The 26,109-nt window shown below is 68.7% G+C and carries 19 protein-coding genes; 11 read left to right on the top strand and 8 right to left on the bottom strand.

Annotated features, from left to right (window positions below):
* Window positions 1–74: 74 nt before the first annotated feature.
* From ACZ6BG_RS10630 to ACZ6BG_RS10615, 4 genes are all read right to left on the bottom strand, one after another.
* Window positions 75–1,136: an AAA family ATPase gene (locus tag ACZ6BG_RS10630; protein WP_468999546.1), complete on the bottom strand. Its 1,062-nt coding sequence runs from the start codon at window positions 1,134–1,136 to the stop codon at window positions 75–77.
* A 505-nt stretch (window positions 1,137–1,641) separates the two neighbouring features.
* A complete protein-coding gene (locus ACZ6BG_RS10625) occupies window positions 1,642–4,878 on the bottom strand; it encodes a type I restriction endonuclease subunit R (RefSeq protein WP_468999545.1) in 3,237 nt (1,078 codons plus the stop codon).
* Window positions 4,875–6,125, bottom strand: coding sequence for a restriction endonuclease subunit S (locus tag ACZ6BG_RS10620; protein WP_468999544.1), 1,251 nt, complete (start codon window positions 6,123–6,125; stop codon window positions 4,875–4,877). The genes ACZ6BG_RS10625 and ACZ6BG_RS10620 overlap by 4 nt, the downstream gene beginning before the upstream one ends.
* Window positions 6,125–7,774, bottom strand: a complete 1,650-nt coding sequence (locus tag ACZ6BG_RS10615) for a class I SAM-dependent DNA methyltransferase (RefSeq protein WP_468999543.1) — start codon at window positions 7,772–7,774, stop codon at window positions 6,125–6,127. Before ACZ6BG_RS10615 ends, ACZ6BG_RS10620 begins: the two co-directional genes overlap by 1 nt.
* 529 nt (window positions 7,775–8,303) lie before the next feature.
* Between ACZ6BG_RS10615 and ACZ6BG_RS10610 the strand changes: the two genes are divergently transcribed.
* The gene (locus ACZ6BG_RS10610; protein WP_468999542.1) at window positions 8,304–9,404 is read left to right on the top strand and encodes a tyrosine-type recombinase/integrase; all 1,101 of its coding nucleotides are present in this window, start codon (window positions 8,304–8,306) and stop codon (window positions 9,402–9,404) included.
* A 316-nt stretch (window positions 9,405–9,720) separates the two neighbouring features.
* Complete coding sequence (locus ACZ6BG_RS10605) at window positions 9,721–11,100, top strand: M20 metallopeptidase family protein (protein WP_468999541.1); 1,380 nt, start codon at window positions 9,721–9,723, stop codon at window positions 11,098–11,100.
* 68 nt (window positions 11,101–11,168) lie between these two features.
* On the opposite strand, the gene ACZ6BG_RS10600 is transcribed toward ACZ6BG_RS10605, so the two are convergent.
* A complete protein-coding gene (locus ACZ6BG_RS10600) occupies window positions 11,169–12,290 on the bottom strand; it encodes an MFS transporter (RefSeq protein WP_469000199.1) in 1,122 nt (373 codons plus the stop codon).
* Here ACZ6BG_RS10600 and ACZ6BG_RS10595 point away from each other — a divergent pair.
* Entirely contained in the window at window positions 12,247–12,579 is a 333-nt protein-coding gene (locus ACZ6BG_RS10595) for a hypothetical protein (RefSeq protein WP_469000304.1), read from the top strand. The two genes, ACZ6BG_RS10600 and ACZ6BG_RS10595, sit on opposite strands and share 44 nt — an antisense overlap.
* A 122-nt stretch (window positions 12,580–12,701) precedes the next feature.
* Here the strand turns inward: ACZ6BG_RS10595 and ACZ6BG_RS10590 are convergent, their stop codons facing one another.
* Entirely contained in the window at window positions 12,702–13,295 is a 594-nt protein-coding gene (locus tag ACZ6BG_RS10590; RefSeq protein ID WP_468999540.1) for a malonic semialdehyde reductase, read from the bottom strand.
* 156 nt (window positions 13,296–13,451) lie between these two features.
* Here ACZ6BG_RS10590 and ACZ6BG_RS10585 point away from each other — a divergent pair, with 156 nt between their 5' ends.
* Complete coding sequence (locus ACZ6BG_RS10585) at window positions 13,452–13,958, top strand: MarR family winged helix-turn-helix transcriptional regulator (RefSeq protein WP_468999539.1); 507 nt, start codon at window positions 13,452–13,454, stop codon at window positions 13,956–13,958.
* Window positions 13,959–14,380: 422 nt separating this feature from the next.
* Window positions 14,381–15,964, top strand: a complete 1,584-nt coding sequence (locus ACZ6BG_RS10580) for a S8 family peptidase (protein ID WP_468999538.1) — start codon at window positions 14,381–14,383, stop codon at window positions 15,962–15,964.
* Between the two features lie 130 nt (window positions 15,965–16,094).
* Here ACZ6BG_RS10580 and ACZ6BG_RS10575 read toward each other — a convergent pair whose 3' ends face one another.
* Entirely contained in the window at window positions 16,095–17,300 is a 1,206-nt protein-coding gene (locus ACZ6BG_RS10575; protein WP_468999537.1) for a serpin family protein, read from the bottom strand.
* Between the two features lie 278 nt (window positions 17,301–17,578).
* On the opposite strand from ACZ6BG_RS10575, the gene ACZ6BG_RS10570 reads away from it, so the two are divergent.
* The 6 genes from ACZ6BG_RS10570 to ACZ6BG_RS10545 all read left to right on the top strand — a co-directional run bounded on the left by ACZ6BG_RS10570 (window position 17,579) and on the right by ACZ6BG_RS10545 (window position 25,117).
* Window positions 17,579–18,331 (top strand): GntR family transcriptional regulator, encoded by a 753-nt coding sequence (locus tag ACZ6BG_RS10570; protein ID WP_468999535.1) that lies wholly within the window; start codon window positions 17,579–17,581, stop codon window positions 18,329–18,331.
* 191 nt (window positions 18,332–18,522) lie between these two features.
* Entirely contained in the window at window positions 18,523–20,286 is a 1,764-nt protein-coding gene (locus ACZ6BG_RS10565) for a purine-cytosine permease family protein (protein WP_468999533.1), read from the top strand.
* 259 nt (window positions 20,287–20,545) lie between these two features.
* On the top strand, window positions 20,546–20,728 hold the full coding sequence (locus ACZ6BG_RS10560; protein WP_468451388.1) for an SPOR domain-containing protein: 183 nt from the start codon (window positions 20,546–20,548) through the stop codon (window positions 20,726–20,728).
* A gap of 19 nt (window positions 20,729–20,747) precedes the next feature.
* Complete coding sequence (locus ACZ6BG_RS10555; RefSeq protein WP_405660725.1) at window positions 20,748–21,134, top strand: (deoxy)nucleoside triphosphate pyrophosphohydrolase; 387 nt, start codon at window positions 20,748–20,750, stop codon at window positions 21,132–21,134.
* Window positions 21,135–21,417: 283 nt separating this feature from the next.
* A complete protein-coding gene (locus ACZ6BG_RS10550; RefSeq protein ID WP_468999529.1) occupies window positions 21,418–21,870 on the top strand; it encodes an ATP-binding protein in 453 nt (150 codons plus the stop codon).
* Window positions 21,871–22,012: 142 nt separating this feature from the next.
* Complete coding sequence (locus ACZ6BG_RS10545) at window positions 22,013–25,117, top strand: SpoIIE family protein phosphatase (RefSeq protein WP_468999527.1); 3,105 nt, start codon at window positions 22,013–22,015, stop codon at window positions 25,115–25,117.
* Window positions 25,118–25,375: 258 nt separating this feature from the next.
* Here ACZ6BG_RS10545 and ACZ6BG_RS10540 read toward each other — a convergent pair whose 3' ends face one another.
* Complete coding sequence (locus ACZ6BG_RS10540; protein ID WP_468999525.1) at window positions 25,376–26,089, bottom strand: PspA/IM30 family protein; 714 nt, start codon at window positions 26,087–26,089, stop codon at window positions 25,376–25,378.
* Window positions 26,090–26,109: the final 20 nt, after the last annotated feature.

Genomic DNA, 26,109 nt, shown 5'->3' with positions numbered 1-26,109 from the left:
ATCCTGGATCTTCTTTGTGCGAAAGTCGCAGAGCTTGGTCATCGCGTCAGTGGCAGGCAGGCGCTGGACGGGGATCATTCATCACCTGCGAGGTGCGCCGCCATCTCATATACCCGTGCGGTGCGGGAACTCGACAGCTTGGCCGCCAGGTCCTTGTACTCCGCGACTTCGTCGGCATTCGCTTCCTCATCGAAGACCTTCTCTTCGAGATGCACGAGCCGCTTTCGCAGGTTGTCTGCGTGCTCGGAGTACGGGGTCTCTAGGCCAAAAAGCTCGGAGAGTACGGCATCCTCGCCGCTGCCGTACACGATCCGCTGGTACAGGTCCGGTGCTACGACCTCAGGTGCACGCTGTTCCTCAGGTCCCGGCAGCCGAATCAGTCCACCTGGATCAGCGGCCTGGCAGACGTAGGGGCTATGGCTGGTCACGATGAACTGGATTCGTGGAAAGTGACACTTCAGCCAGTCGCCGATCGCCCGTTGCCAGGTGACGTGCAGATGGGCATCCACCTCGTCGATGATGACCACTCCTGGCATCCGCACGATTGGACGGCCGGTGCTGTTGGTCCCGGAATCAAGGGTCCCGTAAGCGGTCTGGAGTTGTCGGACTATGTCGAGAACCAGGGCCACGACGGTTCGGAAACCGTCGCTCATCTCCCTTAGGGGATAGGCCCGGTCTGGGGCGTCGGCCGGTGCCACCCACAGTCCTTCGGACGAGACCCGCAGTGCCCGATACTTGTTGGGCAGCAGGCCGTCGGAGAGTAGCTCCTTAACGGTATCCAGGAGCTGCGTGGCCTCCTCGCTGCCCTCCAGACTCCGCAGCCGCAGCTCCTTGAGCCAGCTGACGCCCTCGGCGAGCGAGGCGTCCTCGTGGAAGAGCGAGGCCATCCGTCCCGCGGGTCCCGGCGAGAGCATGAGCCGTTGGGCCTCCCCGCTGCCCCCCATCAGGCGTCGGAAGGGGCCGTATGCGGCACAGAACCAACCTTGCGGATTGTCAGACCAGGGGCCACGCTCGGCTGACGGAGACCCGTACTTGACGCCGTCGTATGGGGATAGCGAGGGCTGTACGGCGCCGCCGAAGGTGTTGTGCTGGAGGTCGTCGGCGTTCGGTAGCGTCCAGTCCAGACCGAGCAGCATGCGGCCGTCCGGTCCGCGGCCTCGGCCGGTGAGCTGGTCGACTGCGTAGTCAGGTGAGACAGCAGCCTGACACCAGGCGGCTGTCTCACCAGTAGTGATCCAGCCGCTGAAGTTCTGGGTGAGGGTACGAGCGACTCGCGGGCCGGCGAGCGCAAGGGCCAAGGCGCGCAGGAACGTGGACTTTCCGGAGCCGTTGCGTCCCGCGACTACAGTCCAACTGCCGCCATCGCCGGGCTGGGGCAGGGCGAGTGTGTCAACAGCACGGGCTCCATGGAAACCCCGGACACTGGAGAGGCCGAACTCTGTAACGTACACACAGCCCTCCTTACCGATCCTCTGTTCCCCCAGTGGGGATGGCAGTGTCAGCCTCTCATGAGCTGCTGACACTGCCATCTGCCTCGGCTCCGATGCTTCGGGCAGCTCCTCGCCGAGACGCGCCCAGCCCTCTGACTAGGCGAGATTCAGACCTCACCGTCAGCGTTCGCATGCTGGTAGCGGTCGGACGTCAGGCCAGATCGTCCGCGATGACCTCAGTCTGCTTCAGGACGCGGTCGACCGCGTCCGGCTCCTCGTCCGGGGGGTAGCCGAAGAAGTTGAGCAACAGTTTGACCTTGGCGCGAATGCGATCCTGGGCTTGGCTCTTGACGCGCCAGTCAATAGTGACGTCTCCCGCGACCTGCTCGTACAGCTTGCGGGCGATCTTGGACAGGATGTCCTGTCCCATTTCCAGGGCCTTCGGATTGGCCGCGATGGCGTCGTAGAAGGCCATCTCGTGTTCGGACAAGCCGAGTTCGGCAGCAAGCGTGCGGGAACCGGATACCTCTTGGGCCATCTCGACGAGGAGTCGAGCTGCCTCGGCAGAGCCGATGAGGCCGTTGTGATAACGGTTCATCACCGCCTTCATCGCTTCGGAGTACTCCTTCTGTCGCGTGAGGTTGCTCGGGTGCGCTTCCTGGATTTCGCGGGCGATGGCGTCCCGCAGGGCCTTGAGCGCCAGGTTCGGATGGCGGCTGTCCCTCAACTGCTGCACGAAGCCCGCGTCGAGGTGAGAGAGATCGGGTTTGGTGAGGCCGGCGGCGTCGTAGATGTCCACGACACCGTCCGCGGCCACCATCTCAGCGTTGAGCTGCTCGATCATGCGGCGAACGTCCGCTTCGGTGGCCAGGCCGAGCTGCTGCCGATGTTCCGCGGCCAGCTTCTGATAAGTCGTACGCAGGGTCGCGAAGAAGTGGATGTCGGGCAGCAGGTCTTGCACGTCGGGATGGGTGGGGCAGAGAGAGAACGCCTGGGAGAGCAGGCGGCCGAAGTGCAGGAAGCGCTGTGCCCGGGTGGGCTCGCCCGGTGGCAGGGCAGGCTCGGCGGTCTCCAGAAGGTCCAGGGCTTCACGAAGTGCTTCGCGGTGTCCGACATCCCGCAGAGCTGTGCGCCAGGAGCAGCCCCGCAGTACAGCGTCGACTTTGCTGTGCATGCCGCGTACAGACTTGACCGCCTCGGCGATGTGCGCGCCGATAGTCTCCTGCTCCTGGTCGGCCTCCGAGTACGTGGCCAGCGCGTATTTGAGTTCTCTGGCTACGCCTAGGAAGTCCACCACTAGGCCGGAGGGCTTCTCGTCCCAGGTGCGGTTGACGCGCGCGATGGCCTGCATGAGGGCGGCGCCGCGCATGCGGCGATCCAGGTACATGGTGTGCAGGGGAGGGGCGTCGAAGCCTGTCAGCCACAAGGACTGAACGATGATCAACTCAAGTTCGTCTTCAGGTTTGCCCACACGGTCTTGGATCTTCTTGAGCTGAGTTGGGGTGCGCACGTAGTCTGCGATGTCAGGCGTGTCCCTGCCGGGATTGCCGGTGAAGACCACCCGGATCTTCCCGGAATCGTCCGGGTAGAGCTCCGTCTCAGGGTCGGGAGTACCGGTCCACTCCCCGCGGCGTTCTGCGAGAGCTCGGAAGAGGCGGGCGGCGTTACGGCGTGAGGAACAGACGATCATGGCCTTGCCGGGGCTGCCCGTAAGTTTGATCATCTCCTGGCGGCGGATGTCCCAGTGGGAGAGGATCGTGTCGGCGATGGAGCCAATACGTTCTGGGGCACCGATTAGGTCCTCGAAGCGGGCGAAAATGCTGCGTGCCCGGGCTTGCTCTTCCGCAGTGAGCCCTTCGACGAGCCCTTCGGCCTTGGCGTTGAGCTCGTCCAGGTCTATCCCTGCGGGGAGATTGACCTTGTGCAGGATCGGCTCATAGAAGACGGGCACGGTCGCCCCGTCGTCGACGGCCTGTGTGAGGTCGTAAGTGTGGATAGTTGGCCCGAAGACCTGGTGAGTGGAACCAGTCCGGTTGTCGATGGGGGTGCCGGTGAAGGCGATGAAGGTGGCGTTCGGGAGGGCGTCGCGGAGGTTTCGGGCGAAGCCATCCTCCAGGTCATAGTGGCTACGGTGGGCCTCGTCGACCACAACGATCACGTCACGTCGGTCTGTGATGACGGGATGCCGGGCGCCGGCCTTCCGTTCCTCTTCGCTCACACGGAACTTCTGAAGCGTTGAGAAGACGACGCCCCCGCTGTCTGCTCGGCGGGTCAGTAGCTTGCGCAACTGGCTGGCCTTGGTTGCCTTCTTCGGGCTGCCGCTGACCATTTCCAGGCTCTTGCTTTGCGCGAAGGTGTCGAAGAGCTGGGAGTCCAGGTCGATGCGATCTGTGAGCAGCAGGACCGTGGGGTTTGCGACCTCGGGGATGGTGGCGGCGAGTCCTGTGTAGAAGAGCATCTCCTCGCTTTTGCCCGCGCCCTGGGTATGCCAGATGACGCCGGCCCGACCGTCAGTGGCGACGGCTGAGGCGGTGGCGGTGATCGCCTGCCTCACCGCAACATACTGGTGGGCCTTGGCAAGCTTTACGGTGTCGACCTCACCACCCATCCCCTCGGCGGAGAACGAGAGGAAGTTCGCGATCAGGTCGAGGAAGCGATCGGGCTCGAGTGCGCCGTGGACCATGCGGTCGAGCGCCAGGTCGTCGTTCCGCTCGTGCTTGCGGAGGAGAGTACCGTCCTCCTCCGCGTGCCAGGGGGCCATGTGCTGCCAGGGGGTATGCGGGGTGCCAAGGCGGGCGGTTATCCCGTCGCTCGCGAGCGAGAGGAGCAGCGTACGAAAGACGCGGTCGAGTTTGAGCTCGCGGCGGTAGTTCTGGATCTGGTCGTATGCGGAACGGGAATCGTCCGTGCCGCCCGCTCTCTTCAACTCGATGATCGCGAGCGGGATTCCATTGACGTACAGGACGATGTCGAATATGAAGACGCGTCCTCGGGCTCCCTTGACGCGGACCTGGTTCGCAGCGACGAGATCGTTGCTGTGAGGGTTGGTGAAATCGACAGGTCGGACAGTGACATGCCGTTCTTGCTGAGTGACGGGGTTGGTGTAGGACACCTTCACGCCAGCCTTCAGATTCTGGTAGAAGCTCCAGCTCAGGCGGACCTCGTTTGCCGGGTAGGTGTCGAGTAGCCGCTCGATCGCGTCCTCCACTGCAGGCGAGGGCAGTTCGGGGTAGCGCGACGTGATGGCTGCGCGCAGCCGGGGGTAGAGGATGAGGTCGTCCCACCCTCTCCGGTACCCATCGCGGGGGCGGAGATCTTTGCCGCGAATGTGCTGCCATCCACGCTCGGCGAGCTGCTCGAGTGCATGCTGCTCCCAGTCCGCCTCAGACATGGCACGGCCAGCGGCCGTGCCGATCTCCATAGCGCCCGTCTCCCCGTCGGTGGTCATGCGACATCCTCCACGAAGCGTTCGGCGTCCTTGACGCGGATCTTTCCGGTGATGAGCTGAGGTAGCAGGGTGTCGCGCAACGCGGCGAGGGTGTCGTTCTCGCGACGTACGGCCTCGGATTGCTCCTGCATCGGGTTGCAAATCCTGTCGAACTTAGCGAGGTCGGGAGGCGATGGGATGGTGATTTGGAGCGAGCGGATATCGCGAAGACTGAGATAGTCGGCCATGTCCGTCTGGCCCTTGAGTCCCCCTGCCTGACTCCAGAACTCCTTTCCCTGGAACCAATGAAGCAGGTAAAAGGGGGAGACTGGGCTTTCATTTGCGAGACGAAAATAGCAGACTTGTGGACTGTATACGAATTCCGGGTGGCTCGCTTCGATAAGTGCTACGCGACCGACAGTTCCCTTCGTTGTCAGGATTACGTCGCCTCGTTGAGATACCTTCGGACCCATGGAAGACCGGTATGAATTACTGACGAAATGGGTATAAGTGGGAGTGATAATTCCGCGTCCCACATCGGCTACCCGAAGGATCGGGATCCCGGGCTTGCCGTGTTCGGACTGCTTGGTTCGGTATCCGTCTCCGAGAGCCATGAATCCGCCGTCGACGAGTTGTGCCAGCGTGCGGCGAGAGGTATCAATATTTGTGGAGTTGATGACGCGCTCGTACCAAGCTGAACACAATTCGTTGAGGGTGTCGAGCATGTGCTCATTGGCGGAGATCTTGGCGTCCAGGGCTCCGAGGACTTCGGTGATGCCCCGCTGGTCATCCATTGGAGGAGCGGACACCCTGAGTGATCCGATATCGGTCAGGTTCAAGTAGTCCGCCATGTCCGTCTGCCCTTTCATGCCGGCAGATTGGTGTCGGAAATCGTCGCTGCGTAGCCAGTAGTACAGGTACTTGGCGGTAATTACTTTTTCGTTGAGTGTCCGAAAGAAGCAAACTTGAGGGCTATAGACGAATTCTGGCGAGACGTCAGGAATCATGGCGACACGTCCCACTGTTCCCTTGGTTGTGAGTACGATGTCCGCCGATTGTGAGACCTTCCTTCTCATTGCGCTGCGGAAATCTTGCCGCACGAATTCAGTGAAGGTAGGTGTGATCTTCCCATTCATTACCTCTGCCACGCGGAGGATTGGGAGACCTTCTGTTCCGAGTTCCGACTTATTGGTGCGATATCCATCGCCGTACTCCAGATGTCCAGCCGCAGCGAGCTCCTTGATGGTCCATCGCGCCGCTTCGTTCATCAGATCCGCCCCAGCTGCTCGTTCACGGCTTTCGCTAGCCGTTCCGATTCCGCAAACTGCTCCCGCAGCAATACCGTAAGGCGAGCGATCTTCGCTTCCACCGGTTCTGCGTCCGGGTCCTCCGCGACCTCCGCGACCCCCACATACCGCCCTGGCGTCAGCACAAAATCGTGTTCGCGTAGCTTGTCCAGGGTGACGCTGCGGCAGAAGCCTGCGATGTCCTCGTACTCGGCTTCGCCTTCGACTCCGCGCCAAGAGCGGAACGTCCCTGCGATCCGCCCCAGTTCCTCCTCGCTCAGCTCCCGCATCGTCCGACTGGCCATGAAGCCGAGCTCTCGTGCGTCGATGAAGAGGACCTGGCCGGCGCGGTCCGCAGACACCCAGGGCGACCGGGCGGGCCGCTTCCCCTTTCCCTCGGCCAGGAACCACAGACATGCTGGGATCTGCGTCGACCTGAACAGCTGCCCCGGCAGTGCCACCATGCAGGCGACCAGATCGTCCTCGACCATCGCGCGTCGGATGTCGCCTTCGCCGCCGGACTTGCTGCTCATCGACCCATTGGCCAGAACGATTCCAGCCCGCCCGCCGACCGCGAGCTTGCTGACCATGTGCTGGATCCAGGCGAAGTTGGCGTTGCTGGCCGGCGGGGTACCGTACTTCCAGCGCTCGTCGCTGGCGAGTAGTTCGCCACCCCAGTCGGAGATGTTGAACGGCGGGTTGGCGAGGACCACATCGGCCTTCACGTCACCGTGCTGGTCGTTACGGAAGGAGTCTGCGGGCTCCTCGCCCAGGTCCACCTCGATTCCGTGGATGGCGAGGTTCATCTTGGCGAGCCGCCAGGTCGTCTGGTTCCGTTCCTGACCGTAGACCGATACGTTGAAGCGGTTTCCGCCGTGCGTCTCCACGAACTTCTCGGCTTGCACGAACATGCCGCCCGATCCGCACGCAGGGTCGAGTACCCGCTCACGTTCCTTCGGCTCCAGCATCTCCACGAGCAGCCGTACCACCGAGGGCGGCGTGAAGTATTCCCCTCCCTTGCGTCCCTCGGCGAGTGCGAACTGCGCGAGGAAGTACTCGTACACCTCACCCATCAGGTCCCGCGCGCCTACTCGCTTCCCGTCCAGAGAGATCTGCGACTGGAAGGTCAACTGGTCGAGCAGCCGCACTAGTTCGGCGAGAGTGGGCTCGTCGACTCGACCACTGTTGTACATCCTCGGGAGGGTGTCCTTCAGAGGCCGGTTGAACTTCTCAATGGTCCCCATCGCGCCGTCGATGACCTCACCGACGCTCGGCCCGTCTGTACTCACCTTGGCGTGCTTCAGCACCTCGTTCCACCGTGCTGTCGGCGGCACATAGAAGATTCCGGCCCCGGTGTACTGGAGCGGGTCCTCGACCGTATTGCGGATCAGCTCTTCTGAGGCCGCACCTTCCAGTCCCATCTCGGCGAGCATGCCGCCACCCCGCAGCTCCTCCTCCAGCAGCTCCCGCTTCTCTTCCATTGCGTCCGACACGTACTTCAGGAAGACCAGACCGAGTACGAAGTGCTTGTACTCGGCCGCATCCAGGCTGCCACGCAGCTTGTCGGCGGACTTCCAGAGGATGGACTTCATGTCCTCCGGCTTGGCTTGCTTCTTCTGGCGGGGTGGCACGGGAGGCTCGCTTCGTCGTGTAGCGGGGATCAGGGAGACGTCTGTTGCGGTCCAGTTTCGTACAGATCTACGCCACATCCGTCGCATCGGCGCAAGGTCGTCACCAATGGATCCGGCCACGACCTACTTGGTTCGCCCCTCCTCGTGCTCTAGCTGGTGACGCAGCTCAGAGTGGAGTGCTCCAGTCCGTTCAAGACGCCTCCATCCTGGTGGCCACCGTGAGCGGCATCACAGACAGAGCTTGGAGGTTCGCCGAAAGAGGTGGATTAGCAGCGAATGTCTGGCCTGGTTGGGAGGGAGGGGGAACGATCTTCAGTGCTGGGTCAGATAGCAGGGAGCATGGATGGCGAGCGTCTTTCAGAGGTGCAAGGGGGACACCCGGGATCGAAACTATCCGTGCGTGCGTCCACGCTGCCGTCACGCATGGACCGTGCGGTACCGGGAGCCGGGTGGAAGGCAGGGGCGGCAGAGGGAGAAGTCGTTTCCGCGGAGGATCGGCCTGGACGGTGCGGACGCCTTCGCCGCTGGGGTGGGGAAAGACAAGAATGCCCACGTCTGCATCGATCCTGCGCGTGGCGCTATCTCCCTGTCAGTCTGGGCTGAAGAGTGGCTTGATCGACGAGTCATTGGTGAGCCAACCCGCCGCAACTACGAAGGGTTCATCCACAACCATCTCGTGCCGAGCCTTGGTCGTAAGCCCCTGGCTGGGCTGGCGCGCCGGGACTTTGAGAAGTTCGTCAAGGACATCTACCGAGGCGGTGCAGGGCTGGCTGCATCGACGGTGAACGACCGGATGGTGATGGTCGCCGCCATCATGGAGGCGGCCGTCGTGGACAAGCGCATCACGGAGAACCCGGCCCGGGGTATCCGGATCTCCCGCAGGGACGCGCTGGCGGTGGACGAGGACGAAGTTCCGACGTCAGCCGAGGTCGATCTGATCGCTGCGCACATTGCGCCACGCTTCCGCCTCACGGTGTACCTCCAGTCCGGAACAGGCCAGCGCCCCAGCGAAGCCCTGGCCTTCTCCACCGAGTGCAGGCGGCCTGGCTACGTCAAGATTCGATGGCAGGTGAGTGCCAAGGCGCACCGTGAGGACTGCCAGACACCCTTCGTGCCGCTCAAGCATCGGCTGGAGAAGGAGTGCCGAGACGTCCCAACCGCCCTGTTCGTTGAGCAGGAGATCGATGCGCACCTCCTGAAGTGGAAGCCGGTGCCCATCGTCTTCACTGGGCAGAAGGGGAAACGGATTCGGCTCAAGACCTTCTTTGCTCCACGTCAGCCTGGCGCTGGCGTGATGCCGTCCATCGCGTCCTACGGCTACCAGTTCAAGAAGGCATGCCTCTCGGCCGGCCTGGTCGATCTGGACGGCGATGCCAAGTACACGCCCCGCAGCTTGCGGCACTTCTTCGCCTCCACGGCGCTGGCCAACGGTGTGCCGATCCACGAGGTCTCGCGTTGGCTGGGGCACCGTTCGGTCAAGACGACGGTCGACATCTACGGGCATCTGCTGCCCAGTGCCTGGGACCGCTGCCGGGATGTTCTGCAGCACGCCATGCGGCCTGTATCCCCGGACGCGACGTCCCAGCCGGCAGAAGAGGCGAGCTTGAGCGGCAGCGCCCGAGCTGCGTAGGTGTACATGGGGCGCCTGTCCTGCATGGTGCTGGGATAGAACGCCCGTGCTGGGATGGTGCTGGGATAACCCCTGGAAAACCCGCGTTTCCGCAGGTGGGAGCGCTGTATTGAAGGTTCCGCTTCAACGTCTGACCGCTGTAGCGGGTGAGTCGGGGCCGGGTGCGGAAGCGCCCGGCCCTGCTGCGTTTCCGGTTCCACTTCCCTTGCTGGCGGGGGTAGTTGAGGGGGTGGGGCGGGCTCTTGATTGACTTGCGGTGAGCTTTACGGGGGAGCGGTGTTCTGCTGTGTCCCCGCACTGTGAGCCTGGGGGAAGAATGACTCGTTCTGAGGAGCCTGTTCTGCGTCGGCGTGCGCTGCTTGGTGGGAGCGCGGCCGTCGGGGCCGGGGTGGTGTTGTCGGCCGGTGTCGCCTCGGCCGACACCGGTAGCAGTGCTGGTGCTGGTGCTGGTGCTGGTGCTGGTGCTGGTGCTGGTGCTGGTGCTGGTGCCGGTGCTGGTGTCGGTTTCGGACGGCGGCATGGGGGTGTCGGTCAGGCCGCCGTCGACGCCGTCGTCGCTCGGCTCGACGAGAGTCTGGTCGCGTTGCGGCGGGACTTCCACCGGTACCCCGAGGTGGCCGGGGCGGAGGAGGGCACCTCCCGGATCGTGGCCCATCTGCTGCGCGCCGCCGGGCTGAAGGTGACGACCGACGTCGGGGGGTTCGGGGTCGTCGCCGTGCTGAAGGGGGCGCGGCCCGGGCGTACCGTCGCCTATCGCGCTGACATGGATGCCGTACCGGAGAACGGGATCATCCCCAAGGGTGCCAAGCCCGCTCATGCCTGTGGGCACGACATCCACACCACCGTCGGCGTGGGCGTCGCACAGGCCCTCGCCCGGCTGCGGGACCGGCTCAGCGGCACCGTTGTATTCCTCTTCCAGCCGGGGGAGGAGGCGCTGAAGGGCGCCAAGGCGATGATCGCGGCCGGTGTGCTCGACGACCACCGGCCCGAGGAGATTCACGCGCTGCACTGCGGGCCCTTCCCCGTGGGGCAGTTCGCCGTGACGCCCGGGAGCGGCCTTCCGGGGCAGGACGGGGCCGTGATCGAGATGAGCGGTCCGGACGCGTTCGCTTCGGCGGAGCGGCTCGCCGCCGAGATCAAGAAGCTCTCCACGGTGGCCTTCCCGGAGACCCCCGCCGACCTGGAGAAGATGGTCGCCGACGTGCAGACGGCTGAGGGGCCGCTGGCCAGGTTCGTCGTCGTCAGGGCTGGGGCTGTGCGGGACCCGGGTACGGGGAAGGTCACTGTTCCCGTCTCGTACCGCTGCTGGCCCGAGGAGCGGTACACCGAGGTGCGTACGGCGATCCGGCGGCTTGCGAAGCCCTATGACGGTGCCGTCGTGACGTTCGACAAGGATCCGTTCCCCGCCATGGTCTGTCCGGAGCGGGACGCCCGGGAACTGGGGCGGCACCTGCGGCGCAGGCTCGGGTCGGACGCGGTGACCGTGATGCACGCCGCGTTCCCCTTCAACGGCGAGGACTTCGCGCTCTTCCTGGACAGGATCCCCGGTACGTACACCTTCCTCGGCGTACGGCCTCCGGGAGCCGTCATCACGAAGGGCTACCCGCACTACGGCGCCTTCGACCCCGACGAGCGGGCCATCGGGATTGGTGTGCGTGCGATGGCCGGGTGGCTCGCGGAGCGTGCCAAGGGGTGACGGGGGCTTTCGTCCACGGCCCCCGCCCTGGTGGGCGGGGGCCGTGGTGTTTCCGGTGGGCGGGGGCGTCAGCTGAGGATCAGCAGCGTCGTGATGCCCGGGCCGAAGGCGCCGCCCAGTTGGTAGCTGAGGGCGAAGAGGCCTATCGCTGTGGGGCGTTGGGCGGGGGTGGTGGCGGAGGCCGCGTGGACCGAGAGGGTGGCGTTGGCGCCGGTCGCGGTGAAGGCCGCTGCTCCTGCCGCCAGCAGGAGCAGGGGGCCTGAGCTGGTGAAGGTCGCTGTGGCCACTGCCGTCGCGCCGACGGTGACGAGGATCGTGCGCACCGCCGTCCGGCCCAGGCGCGCCGAGCTCGCCGCGAGGAGCCAGGACAGGGCCGACGCGGTCAGCAGGGTGATCAGCTGGCCCGTTCCGATCGCGCCCTTCGTCCAGCCCGCCCGGTCCTGGAGCAGGCTCGGCACGGTGAACAGGAGCGTGAAGTACGTGGTGGAGAGGGTGACGCCGAGGGCCGCGGAGATGAGGAAGAGGGGGGAGCGCAGGAGCGTGGCGGGGACGAAGCCCTCCGGGCGGCGGCGGACGTGCAGGGCCAGGAGTACGGCGGTCAGCAGGGCCGCCGCCACGGCCGGGAGCGGAGTCGTCGGCAGCAGGATCAGGGACGTCGCGAGGGCGATGAGCAGCGCCGCCCCGCGTGCGTCGAAGCGGCCCTCGCCGGGCGGCGTACTGCGGGCGTAGCGCGCCACCGCGGGCACGGCGAGCAGCGCGATCGCCGACACCGCGAACGCCAGACGCCACGACACCGCGTCCGTGAGCGTCGCCCCCAGGAGCGGTCCCGCCGCCCCCATGACGCCGAAGCCGGAGCTGATCACGCCCATCCGCCGCGCGCTGCCCGCCAGGTTCATCGCCGCCGCCACCAGGCCCGCCCCGCCGAGCGACTGGCCGACACGGCCCGCGAGGGCCACCGGCAGCCAGGGCGCGACCGCGACCAGGGCGGTGCCGCCGAGCACCAGGGCCGTGCTCAGGCGCAGCAGGGGCTTGAGGCCGCGGCGGCGCAGCAGCGCCGCCAGCAGCGGGGTGCCCGCCGCCATCGCCCAGGCGAACGCCGTCACCATCCACGTCGCCGTCGCGGTCGCGACGCCCAGGGAGCGCGCCATGTCCGGCAGGATCAGGACGGGGGCGTTGGCCCCGGCGGCCACGGGGGCGGCCAGCAACGCCAGCCAGAAGGCGGGGACTTGGCGGGGGGTGGTGCTGGTGGAGGGTTCGGTGCTGGTGCTGGTGCTGGTGCTGGTGCTGGTGCTGGTATCTGGGCGGGTGCGTGATCTCCGGGTACGAGACGCGTGGGTACGCGACGCCTTCGCGGTGGTCGGAGCGACGGGCACCGTCGTGTCCGGGGCGGTGGCCGCGGGCGCTGTGACGGTGGTGGTGGACGCGGTGGCGGACGCGCTGGTGCTGGACACGGAGACCCCCTGGAGCGGAACGGAATGATGCGGATCGGAATGATGCGCAACGGAACGATGCGCAACGGAACGATGCGGAACGGAACGAAACGGAGTGGGACCGGCGATGGCGGGATGGCGGGCTATAGGGCGGGGCAGGCTGCCCCCCGCTCAGACCGTCGTCACGACGTCCTCGTACGCCAGCCGCGGCGACCGCGGGAACCACGCGTCCTCCCCGGGTCGGCCGATGTTGACCACCATCAGCGGCTCGTGGTCGTCGTCCAGGAACTCCGCCCGGAGCCCCTCGGCGTCGTAGCCCGTCATGGGCCCCGCGGCGAGGCCCGCCGCGCGGACGCCGACGATGAAGTACGCGGCCTGGAGCGTGCCGTTGATGAGGGCGGACTGCTCGCGGACGGAGCGCTCGGAGAAGTACACGTCGCCGATCCCCGGGGCGTGCGGCACCAGCTGGGGCAGCTCCTCGTGGAACTCGTGGTCCGTGGCGAGGATCGCGACCAGCGGGGCCATCTCGGTCTTGGCGCGGTTGCCCTCGGCCATGTGTTTGACCAGGCGCTCGCGGCCCTCGGGGGTGCGGACGAGTATGACGCGCAGGGGGGACTGGTTGAAGGCGGTGGGGCCGTACTTGACCAGGTCGTAGATGGCCTGGATCTGCTCCTCGGTGACGGGCTCGTCGGTGAAGGTGTTGGCCGTGCGGGCCTCGCGGAAGAGCAGGTCCTGGGCGGCGGGGGCGAGGGCGAGCTCGGACATGGTGGGGCTCCTTCGTTGTCTCTGCGTTCGTCTTCTCAAGACTGAAAGTTTCAACGTTGAGATAAAACCATCCAGGTTCCTTCAGCGTCAAGTGTCTTAACATTGAGAAGATGCTCGTTGAGGGAAGACGGGCGCAGCCGAAGGAGAGGGGACGCCATGGGTGACGCCGTGGACGCGATCGTCGGGCAGTGGCAGCAGGAGCGGCCCGATCTGGAGGGCGACCTCTGGCCGGTGCAGCTGATCGCGAGGGTCCAGCGGATGAACCGCGTCCTGGACCGCGGGGCCAAGGAGTTCTGTGCCGAGCACGGCGTGGAGTGGGGCGAGTTCGACGTCCTGACGACGCTGCGCCGCTCCGGGCCGCCGTACGCCCTGACCGCGGGCGCCTTCCTGAAGGCGGCCATGGTGACCTCGGGCGCGATCACCAACCGGATCGACAAGATGGAGGCCAAGGGCCTGGTCGAGCGGGTCAGGGACGGCGCCGACCGCCGCACCGTCCGGATCAGGCTCACCGAGCACGGCAGGCAGCTCACGGACGTCCTGATGGCCGACCACCTGCGCCGCTACGCCCGGCTCCTCGGCGACCTCGACCCCGCGGAGGTCGACGCCGCCGCCGCGCTGCTCCGCAAGTTCCTGGAGCAGCAGGGCGACACGTCGATCACGTAGCCGCGACCGGGCGGGTGGCGCGTTGAAGCCCCTCGGGCGGTGCCGCGGCCGAGGTGACCCCCTGTGTCACCCCCGCCCACCCCGTCCCGGGGAAATCGATGGTGGCTGAAATCCCGCCAACGCCGCGCCCCCGCCCCCTCCGCCTCGCGGAAGCCGCAGTCCGGCAGGGCCACCCCGTCCCACGTGCCACTCCACTGTTACGGGGGGAATGCACGGATTATTGCTGCCATGTCATGGCCGGGGCGTGGCAGTCGTGTTACGTCCGAACACCGCCCTTGTGGGTTTCCTATGGATCCGCCAATCTTTCGTCGGCGACAGAGAGTTGAACATTGATCAGCTCGGCGTGAACATGTCGGCCAAACATTGTCATGCCCTTGTCGCATCCCCCACCAGCGCACCACCGATTGAGGAGGACCCCTCAGATGGCAGTGATGCGTCACCCCCGCCGAAGACTGGCCGGTACGGGCACCCTCGCCCTGACCGCCGCCACCGCCGTCGCCCTCGGTGTCGTCGCCGCGCTCCCCGCGAGCGCGCAGCCGAAGGCAGCGGAAGGTCGGATCCAGTACGCGGACGCCCCCGGCTCGATCGCGAACAGCTACATCGTCACCCTCGACGCGGACGCCCCGAAGGCGGACTCGCCCGCCGGCAAGGCGCTCGCGAAGAAGCACGGCGCCGAGATCGAGCGGACGTACAAGAAGGTCCTGAACGGCTACGAGGTGCAGGCGTCCGAGGCCGAGGCGAAGAAGTTCGCCGCCGACCCGGCCGTCGCCTCCGTCGTGCAGAACCGCACGTACACGGTCGCCGCGACCCAGCCCAACCCGCCGTCGTGGGGTTTGGACCGCATCGACCAGCGCAACCTCCCGCTGGACCAGAAGTACACCTACCCGGACAAGGCCGGTGAGGGTGCCACCGTCTACGTCATCGACACCGGTGTCCGCAAGAGTCACCAGGACTTCGGCGGCCGCGCGGTCGACGGCTACGACGCCATCGACAACGACAACACCGCGCAGGACGGCCACGGCCACGGCACGCACGTCGCCGGAACCGTCGGCGGCACCGCGCACGGCGTCGCCAAGAAGGCCAAGATCGTCGGCGTCCGCGTGCTCAACAACTCGGGCTCGGGCACCACCGCCCAGGTCGTCGCGGGCATCGACTGGGTGACGCGCAACGCCACCAAGCCCGCCGTCGCCAACATGAGCCTCGGCGGCCCGGCCGACAGCGCGCTCGACACCGCCGTCCGCAACTCCATAGCCGCCGGCATCACCTACGCCGTCGCCGCGGGCAACGAGACCACCAACGCCAACACGCGCTCGCCCGCACGCGTCACCGAGGCCATCACCGTCGGCGCCACCACCAACACCGACGCCAAGGCGAGCTACTCCAACTTCGGCACGGTCCTCGACCTGTTCGCCCCCGGCTCCAGCATCACGTCGACGTGGAACACCAACGACACGGCGACCAACACGATCTCCGGTACGTCGATGGCGTCCCCGCACGTCGCGGGCGCCGCCGCCCTGTACGTCGCCGAGAACCCGTCGGCCACTCCGGCGCAGGTCTCCACGGCCCTGACGACCGCCGCCACGCCGAACGTCGTCGGCAGCCCCGGCACCGGCTCGCCCAACCGCCTGCTGTACGTGGGCACGGGCGGCACCAACCCGCCCGGACCGAAGTTCGAGAACGGCGCGGACTTCGCGATCACCGACAACTCCACCGTCGAGTCGCCGGTGACCGTCACCGGTGTCCCCGGCAACGCCCCCTCGGCGCTCAGCGTCCCGGTGGCCATCAAGCACACCTACGTCGGTGACCTGAAGGTCGAACTCGTCGCCCCCGACGGCTCCGCCTACGTCCTCAAGGACTTCGGCGCGGGCGGCAGCTCGGACGACATCAACACCTCGTACACCGTCAACGCCTCCTCGGAGACGGCCAACGGCACCTGGAAGCTCCGGGTCAGCGACAACGCCGCCCAGGACATCGGCACCCTCGACTCCTGGGGCCTGCAGTTCTGACGCCGGTCCTCTGACGCCCTCAGGGCAGGCGATTCCGGCGCCGGTCCCCTGATGACCGTCAGAACCGGGTGATCAACTCGCTTCACCGCTTCACCGCTTCACCGCTTCACCGCTTCACCGCTTCACCGCTTCACCGCTCCACCTCTTCGTCCTCGTCCTCGCGGAACAGCTCCGGGTCCTTGACCCAGCCGGCCGCGAGGACGAGGCGCGTCCGGCGGTGCACGGCCAGGAACCCGAAGGGCCGGTCGAAGGTGGCGTCGATCTCCGTGACGGAGTAGCGCAGCCTCGGGACCCCGCTGCCGACCGCGGTGACGAGGGTGGCGGCTGCCGCCCGGAAGCCCAGCTCCCCGAAGGTCGCGGTGGCCGCCTGGGCGGCCTTGGCCACCGCGATCGGCTCGACGGCGACCCCGGGGAAGTGGCCGAAGTCGTCATCCGTGGCGGCGGTCAGGCCGAACAGGTCGCTCCGCGCGAGCAGGTCGTGCTCGGCGGCGACGGTGAACGGCATGGTCGTGATGTGCAGTTGCGGGGGCAGCGGGCTCCAGTGGCGCTCCCTGCGGACGGTCAGGCCGGGCCCCGGTTCGCCGTACGGCAGGTGGGTGCCCGGCACGCGCGGCCAGGCGCGGCCGAGGATGCCCACGCCTCCGGCGAGCACCTGCCCCGGGGTCATCCCCTCCTCGCCGAGCAGCAGATGTACGTCGACGCCGGTGTCGCCGAGGACACGCGCCTCGGTGACCGCCCCCGCGGGTGTGGCGGCGACGCCCACGCGGTCGGGCAGGCTGCTGACCCGGCGCAACGCGGCCAGGTCATGGCCGTACCAGGGGCCGGAGTCGGCCTCCATGCCGCCCCTGACGAAGGGGCGCAGCCACGTCGTGCGCAGGGCGAGGGCACCCGCGAGGGTCAGCTCGGAGTTCTCGGCCACGCCGTCCGGCATCCGCTCGATCTGGCCGTCGGTGTGCTTCGCGATCCAGGCGTCGAGCGCGGCCTGGTCGTGGGCGACGTCCCCGGTCAGCACGCCCCGGGTGCCCGGGGGCAGGCCATCGGCCCACCGTTCGCGCAGCGTCAGGGTCCGCTTGGTCCAGAGCCCGACGGCGGCGCCGACACCGGGGATCGCGTCGAGGGCGGCCAGCAACTCCCGTGCCGCCTCCGCCGCCCGCTCCGGCGGCAGGCCGATCGCCTCGCCGAGCTCCGCGCGCGCAGGGCCGCCCGCCCCGTCCGCCAGGAACGCGAGGAGCGGCCAGACCCCGGCCGCGGAGAACACCGTGCCGCCCCGCACGTCCCGCGCCCACCGCGAGGTGAGCCCGTTGACCGCCCGCACCGTTGTCTCTGTCACGCGCATGCGGGGAACTTAGCGCCGGGGTCCGTCAGCCTCCCGCGCGGGGTCCCCCTCGTGCGCCGGTGCGGCAGCCGGCGTGAGCGGTGTGTCGGCCGGCGTGCGCCGGGGGCTCAACCGCCGGGTGCGATCAGTTAGTTGATTGCCATATCGCTCGAAAGGCCCTGCGTAAAGACCTGCGGGCCAGGAAATCATCACTTCGAGTGATTCCTTGGCCTAGGGTTGCGGCCAACAACCGACGGTTGCCACGCTGTTGCTGTCTGTCAACCTGATGGGAGTGGCCAGTGACATTCGGTGAGCAGCCGGCCTATCTGCGCGTCGCGGGTGATCTCCGTAAGAAGATCACCGATGGTTCGCTGCCCCCGCACACCCGGCTCCCCTCGCAGGCAAGAATCCGCGAGGAGTACGGGGTCTCGGACACGGTCGCTCTCGAAGCCCGCAAGGTGCTCATGGCCGAAGGCCTGGTCGAGGGGCGCTCCGGCTCCGGCACCTATGTGCGCGAGCGCCCCGACCCGCGCCGTGTCGCCCGCACCGGCTTCCGCGGCCCGGGCACCTCCACCCCCTTCCGCCAGGAGCAGGCCGCCGAGAACGCCCGCGGCACCTGGGAGTCCCGCAGCGAGCAGACGGACGCGACCGACGCGGTCGCCGAGCGCCTCGCCATCAGCCCCGGGGACCGGGTGATGTGCACGCGCTATGTCTTCCGGGACGCGGGCGAGGCCATGATGATCTCCACGTCCTGGGAGCCCCTCGCCGTCACCGGCCGCACCCCCGTGATGCTCCCGGAGGAGGGCCCCCTCGGCGGCTGCGGCGTGGTGGACCGCATGGCCGCCATCGACGTGATCGTGGACAACGTCGCGGAGGAGGTCGGCGCCCGCCCCGGCCTCGCCGAGGAACTGCTCGCCCTCGGCGGCGTCCCCGGCCATGTGGTGCTCTCCATCCAGCGGACGTACTACGCATCGGGACGCCCCGTCGAGACGGCCGACATCGTGGTGCCCGCCGACCGCTATCGCATCGCATACCACCTGCCGGTGCGGTGACCGGGCGCCCGCGCCGATCGCCGCCCCGGCCGCCCGGAATGCGAACGGACCCGTCCGTCCCGCGTGATCGCGAGTTAACGCCCGCCCGGGTTCCGTAACCCCCGGGCAACGGCGCCCGGCGGTGGATCGTCACGCACGGCTCCTAACTTCCCCCTCCGTACCCGCAGTCCGGTCGGAAGTCAGGAGCCCTCATGACGGAAACGGTCACGCGCGACGACGCGAGCCCGGTGGGCGGGGCGGCCCCGGCCGACGGGCCCCCGGCGGGCGGCCCGCCGGGGCGCAGCTACGCCAAGCTCGCCGCCGACGAGAGCCGCGAGGACTACTCGCTGCGCTACGCCCCGCACTCCTTCCGCCGCTGGTCGCCGACCATGGTCGCGTCCACGGCGCTCGGCGGCATCGCCTACCTCGCGGACTTCGCGATCGGCGCGTCCATCGTCTTCACATACGGCTTCACCAGCGGCTTCGCGTCCATCCTGTGCGCGGCGACGATCATCTTCGTCACGGGTGTGCCGATCGCCCGTGCCTGCGCGAAGTACGGCCTGGACATGGACCTGGTCACGCGCGGCGCGGGCTTCGGCTACTTCGGCTCCACTCTCACGTCGCTCATCTACGCCTCGTTCACCTTCATCTTCTTCGCCCTCGAAGGGTCGATCATGGCCCAGGCCATGCACCAGGCGGTCGGACTCCCGGTGGAGATCGGCTACTTGGTGACGACGCTGATCGTCATCCCGATCGTCTTCCGCGGCATGGGCGCGCTCGCCAAGGTGCAGGCGTGGACCCAGCCGATCTGGCTGATCGGCATGGTCCTGCCGTTCCTGGTGCTCGCCTTCGAGGCGCCGGACGCCTGGGGCGCCTTCGGCTCGTTCGAGGGCACCGAAGGCGCGGACCAGGGCTTCTCCTGGATCGGCTTCGGGCTCGGCACCGGCGTCGCGCTCTCCCTCATCGCGCAGATCGGTGAACAGGCCGACTATTTGCGCTTCATGCCGGCCAAGACCGAGGCGAACAAGAGGCGATGGAATCTGGCCGTTCTCGCGGCCGGACCCGGCTGGGTGATCATCGGCGCCGCCAAGCAGCTCGGTGGCGCGTTCCTGGCGTTCGTGGCCCTGGAGGCGGTCGGCAAGACGCACGCCCTGGAGCCGATCGCCCCGCAGATCGAGGCGCTGCGCCCCTGGCTCGGCTCCTTCGCGCTGCCCGCCGCCGCGGTCTTCGTGATCGTCTCCCAGATCAAGATCAACGTGACCAACGCCTACAGCGGTTCGCTGTCCTGGTCGAACTTCTTCTCCCGCGTCACACACCGGCACCCGGGCCGGGTCTGGTACATCTTCCTCAACCTCGCCATCGCGCTGACGCTGATGGAGATGAACATGTTCGCGGCCCTCAACAAGCTCCTCGGCTTCTACGCCAACGTGGGCATCGCCTGGATCGTCGCCGTCGCGGCCGACCTGGTCATCAACAAGCGGGTCGGCTGGAGTCCGCCGTACATCGAGTTCAAACGGGCCTATCTGTACGCGGTGAACCCGGCCGGATTCGGTGCGATGGTGATCGCCTCGACGGTCTCCATCCTCGCGTTCTTCGGCCTGTTCGGCCGGTACGCCGAGGCTTTCTCGACCTTCATCGCCGCCGGACTCGCCCTGCTCCTGTGCCCGTTGATCGCCTGGGCCACCCGCGGCAAGTACTACCTGGCGCGGCCGAACCCGGTGAACGGCCCGCACGTCGAGGTCCCCGACATCACGGCCACCCACACCTGCGCGGTGTGCGAGACGGCGTACGAACTCCCGGACATCGCCGACTGTCCCGTCCAGTCCGGGCCGATCTGCTCGCTGTGCTGCTCCCTCGACGCCGAGTGCGGGGACGTCTGCCGCACGGCGCCCGCGAGCGGCCCGGTGCTGATGCCGGTGCCGACGGTGCCGATGGGGCCCGCGGCTTCCGCGCCTGCGCCGACCCGGGCTCCGTAGGTCGGGGCGCACGCGGGCGCGTCATTCGTCAACGAACCGTAAAGGGGGCCGAGTTCAGGCTTGCCGCGCCCGTCGGCGGCCGTCGCAGGGGGCGCGTCTGCCCGGACGCGCCCCCTCCGTGCTGGCCGATTGCGTATCTCTTTGTGCAAAGTCGTATCCGCTGCGTAAAGGTCGGGCGTAAGCTCGGGCATATGCGGATTGCGGTTTCCTTACTGATCGAGGCGTGGGGTGCGCCGGGGGCGGGGAGCGGAGGGACGGCATGAACGACGGGACGGTCATACTGCCCTGGCTCGTGATACGTCAGGACGACAACGGCAACCGCTACCGCGTCGGAAGGTACGCGACCAAGGCCGAGGCGCAGAAGATCGTGGACAGCCTCGACGACCGCGGCAAGGAACAGCTGTACTGGGTGGAGCGGCTGAACCAGAACGGCGCGAGGTGAAGGTCGTAAGCTCCCGCGCATGACCGATCGGATCGTGGTGGTGGGCGCCGCCCTGTACGACGACGGACGGCTGCTCGCCGCCCGGCGCAGCGCGCCCGAGGAACTCGCCGGGCGCTGGGAGCTGCCCGGGGGAAAGGTCGAGCCCGGCGAGCGCGGCGAGGACGCGCTGGTGCGCGAGCTGCGCGAGGAGCTGGGGGTCGAGGCGGAGCCGCTCGCGCGGGTGCCGGGGGAGTTCGACCTCGGGCGCGGCTATGTGATGCGGGTGTGGCGGGCCCGGCTGCTCGCGGGGGAGCCGAAGCCGCTCGAGGACCACGACGAACTGCGCTGGCTCGGCCCCGGCGAACTGTGGACCGTGGACTGGCTCCCCGGCGATGTCCCGGCGATCCACGCCCTGACGGAATCCTGACGGGCGGCCCCGGGCTTTCCCGGCGGCCCGCTCGCGCGCCGCGCTACCGTCGACGCTTCGGCACACCCTGCCTGACGGGCCCTCCGTCACCCCCTCCGACCTGCCGGAACACCCCGCCGGAGCGAGAAGGTCGGCCGCCCGCGTGACCCTGCGGCGGCCGGGACGCAGGGGCGCGCGAGGTGATGGCGGGACAGGTCGTACGCCCCTCTACGCCGTTCGTGCCACAACGACACCTTGAACGCGGTACTTCCGCCTGAATATCGGGTATGTGGCCATTAACCCCATGAAACCGGACATAGGTCCGCCGCTGGGCCGGGAAGTGATCGGCGTGATCGACACCGAAGGCGAGTGCGCCGAGTGGGACTTTCCCGCGGACCCGGGCGCCGTCCGCACGGCCCGCGCCGTCGTCCGCGCGCAGCTCGGCGCGTGGGGGCTCGGTGCCCTCGGCGATGTCACCGTGCTGCTCGTCAGCGAGCTGGTGACCAATTCCCTGCGGTACGCCTCGGGCCCCATCGGCGTCCGCCTGGTGCGCCCCGCCGATCCCTTTGGCACGCTGCTCGTCGAGGTCTCCGACCCGCTGCCGGACCCGCCCCGGGAACGGGCCGCCGCACTCGACGACGAAGGCGGCCGCGGCATCCAGCTGGTCGCCCGGTCGTCGCGGCGCTGGGGCACCCGCCCGGGGCGTACGGGCACGGCGGGGAAGACGGTGTGGTTCGAGCTGGCGTTGCCCGGATAGAAGACAGAGGGCGCCGGTACGTACAAGTGCACGGGACGAGCACAAGGCGGACACGGGCCAAAAAGCGTTTAGTCCGTGCTGTGATCGTGAACGGCGTGTGGCTCGGCACCGTAGTGCTGGATACTGCGGGCAGCCACATCCGGTGACCGGTACCGGACGCGGTGAGCTGGAGGGGACGGTTCGCGTGAGCGAGATACCAGCGAAGGCGACGGGTTCTGCGCGGCCTGTGGCGCGGTCGGGCGGGGCGCTCCCCGCACGGCCGGTGCCGGGAGCCGGGGGTGGACCTCTCTCGTCGGCGCCGACGGGGGCCACGGACGTCGTGACGGGTGCGCCAGGTGCGGCGGACGCGGACGCGGGCGGCGCGCGAGCCACCGCCGGTGACCGCACCGGCCCCGGACCGGCCGACCCCGCGGGCGAGGACGCGCCCGGACCCGTGGACGGCGGCCCCGGCGACGAACACGCCGCGGCCGACGGCCCGGCGGCCGGGGGCCCCGCGCGTGACGTAGTCCCCGGCGCGCCCGAAACCGTAGGCACCCGTGGGCCGCATGGCGTAGCCGGGGCTTCCGGGGGCGCCGACGCGCGTCTCCGTGGCGCCGGTCGGGCGCCCGCCCGAGTCGACGACCCGCCCCTCACGACGGACGACGTCATCTGGCAGAGCAGTCCGCCCGGGTCCATCTACGACTACATCAAGGTGGCCTCCTTCTCGATCGGCCCCGACGGCCTGGTCGACCAGTGGAGCGCTCGCGCCGAGCGGCTGTTCGGCGTGGCCGCGCGGGACGCCGTCGGCAAGGACCCCATCGACGCGTTCATCGCGCCCGAGCTGCGCCCCGCGGGGCGGCGCAAGATGGCCGAGATCCTCGACGGGCGGGAGTGGACAGGGTCCGTCCCGTTCCGGGTGCCGGAGTCCGAGGCCCGGGTGCCGGAGTCCGGACCGGGCGCCCCGGTCACCGGACCGGGCGCCGGGCCCGCCCCGGCCGCCGCCGGGATCGAAGGCATCGCCGAGGTCTATGTGATGCCCGCCAGGACCCCGGAGGGCGAGCGCTCCGCCGTCTGCATCGTCGTGGACGTCCGCGCGCTCCGCCGGATCGAGACCGACCTCGCCGCCTCGCAGGCCATTTTCGGCCAATCTCCCTTCGGCTTCCTGCTGTTCGGCACCGACCTGAAGGTGCAGCGCGCCAACCGCCGGTTCGCCGCCGTCTTCGGCGGCGCCGTCGACGACCACCGCGGCCGCACGGTCCACGACTATCTGCCCCGCCACGAGGCCGACCGCATGCAGGACGCCATGCGCCGCGTCCTGGAGACCGGCGAGGCCGTCACGGACATGCAGATCGTCGGCCCCGCCCCGGGCAGCAACGAACGCCGCCACTGGTCGATCAACCTCTACCGCGTGCACAGCGGTTCGGGCCGCCCCATCGGTGTCGCGGGCCTCGGCAACGACGTCACCAACCGGCACGCCGCCGCCCGCGAAGCCGCCCACGCCCGCCGCAACCTCGCCCTCCTCAACGAGGCCGGCGCCCGCATCGGCAACTCCCTGGACCTGGAGACCACCGCCCGCGAACTCCTCGACGTCAGCGTCCCGGGCTTCTGCGACCTCGCCTCCGTCGACCTCTACCAAGGCCTCCTGGACGGCGACGAGGCCGCCCACATCCGCCAGAGCCTCGCCGAGGGCAGTGCCGAACTGCGCCGCGTCGCCTTCGCGAGCGCCGTCGCCGACGCGCCCTTCCCCGAAGGCACCGGCCCCGTCGACGTCGGCTCCGTGCACCGCTTCGCCTTCAACTCGCCCTGCGCGGAGGCCCTGCGCACCGCCCGCCCGCGCCTGGTCGCCGCCGACGACGACTGCGGCCCCGCCCGCCGCCTCACCAGCGGACTCATCCAGTCCACCCTCGCCGTGCCGATGGTCGCGCACGACACCGTCGTGGGCCTCGCGCAGTTCTCCCGTACGAAGGGCAGCGAACCCTTCGGCGAACGCGACCGGGCGCTCGCCGTCGAACTCGCCTCGCGCGCCGCCGTCTGCATCGACAACGCCCGCCTCTACCGCCGCGAGCACGAGCGCGCGCTGATACTGCAACGGTCCCTGCTCCCGCCCGGCGACCCCGAGGCCGCGGGACTCGACATCGCCTGCCGCTATCTGCCCGGCAACGCCGCCACAGAGGTCGGCGGCGACTGGTTCGACGTCATCGAACTGCCGGGCCACCGCACCGCCCTGGTCGTCGGCGACGTCATGGGCCGCGGCCTGCGCGCCGCCGTCGCCATGGGCGAACTGCGCTCCGCCGTACGGACCCTCGCGCTGCTCGACCTGGAGCCCGCCGAGGTCCTCTCCGCGCTCGACGAGATCGCCCGCGGCCTCGGCAACCCGCAGGGCAAGGAGCACGCCCGCCGCGGCACGCCCGCCCGGACCCGCGACCGCGACACCGACGACCTCGCCGAGGTCTACCTGGCGACCTGCGTGTACGCGGTGTACGACGCCGTCACCCGCCGCGTCACCTTCGCCAACGCCGGACATCTGCCGCCGGTCCTCGTCGAGCCCGGTGAGTCCGCGCTCATGCTCGACGTACCCCCGGGCATGCCGCTCGGCGTCGGCGGCGAACCCTTCGAGGAGGTCGACGTCGACCTGCCCGAGGGCGCGCTGCTCGCCCTCTACACCGACGGCCTCGTCGAGTCCCGCGACCATCCCCTGGACGAGGGCCTGAACGCCTTCGTGGGCGCCCTCGACGACCCCGCGCAGGCCCTCGAGGACATCTGCGACCACGTCCTGAACACGCTCGACACCCACCACGGCGAGGACGACATCGCGCTCCTGATGGCGCGGGTGCAGGGCCTGCCCGCCGAGCACGTCGGCGACTGGACGCTGCCGCGCGAGCCGCAGTCCGTGGGCCGCGCCCGCGAACTGGCCTGCCAGCGGCTGCGCGAGTGGGACCTCGAAGCGCTCGTCGACACCGCCGAACTCCTCGTCAGCGAGCTGGTCACCAACGCCCTGCGCTACGGCGAGGGCGAGATCCGGCTGCGCCTGCTGCTCGACCGCACCCTGGTCTGCGAGGTGTGGGACGCCGGGCTCGTCCAGCCGCGCCGGCGCCGCGCCCGCGACACCGACGAGGGCGGGCGCGGGCTGCAACTCGTCGGCCTGCTGAGCGCGGCCTGGGGCTCACGCCGGACCCCGCGCGGCAAGACGGTCTGGTTCGAACTGGCGCTGCCGGACGGGGAATCGCAGCCGATGGACGCGGCTGAGGCGCTGATGAGCCTGTTCTGAGGGGCGACGGGCGCCGGGGCGGGCGGTGCGGCGGGGAGGGCGGGCCGCGGTGCCAGGCAGGCGGGGCGGTGCTGCCAGGCAGGCGGTGCTGTGAGGCAGGGGTGCTGCGGGGCGGCGGTGCTGTGGGGCAGGCGGTGCGGCGAGGCAGGCGGTGCGGCGAGGCAGGCGGTGCTGCGGGGCGCTGGGCAGGTAGTGAGGGCGGATGGGTGGGAAACGGCAGGCGCGCGGCGCCGTCCCGCACAAGGCGCCCCCGCCGGCTCACGTCGTCGCCTTGAGCGCCGCGAGCCGTGCCTCCACCTCCGCCGTGTCGCTCAAGCTGTCCAACTGCTCGAACTGCGCGTCCAGCGAGGAGGCCGCCAGTTCCTCCTTGCCGAGTGCCCGCGCCTCCTCGCGGCGCACCTTCTCCTCGAACCGGCTCAGCTCGGTCGTCGGATCGAGGACATCGATGCTGTGGGCCGCGTCCAGCATCTGGTTCTGCGCCTGCGCGGACTTCGCGCGGGCCACCAACTGGTCCCGCTTCGACTGCAGCTCGGTCAGCTTGATCTTCATCGAGTCCAGGCCGTCCTTCAGCTTGCCGACGACCTCGGACTGCGCGGCGATCGTCGGCTCGGCGTCCTTCGCCTCCTTCTCGGACCGCAGCTGCCGCCCGAGCGCCACCTTGGCGAGCCCGTCGAACCGGTCGGCCTCGCCGGCGTTCCCCGCCGTCCGCAGTGCGTCCGCCTTCCTGCTGGCCGCCAGCGCCTTGGCCCCCCACTCGTCGGCGGCCGCCACGTCCTCCTTGTGGTCCGCCTCCGACAGCCGCAGATTCCCGATCGTGGCGGCGACGGCCTGCTCGGCCTCCCGGATGTTCTCCGCGTAGTCGCGGATCAGCTGGTCCAGCATCTTCTGCGGGTCCTCGGCCTGGTCGAGAAGGGCGTTGACGTTGGCCTTCGCCAACTGCGCCACGCGGCCGAGGATCGTCTGCTTGGCCATGAGGGCTGTCTCCTTGCGTA

This window comes from Streptomyces sp. NPDC041205 (assembly GCF_055591765.1).
The sequence above is the reverse complement of the archived record's forward strand: the minus strand, read 5'-3'. Positions and strand labels throughout refer to the sequence as shown.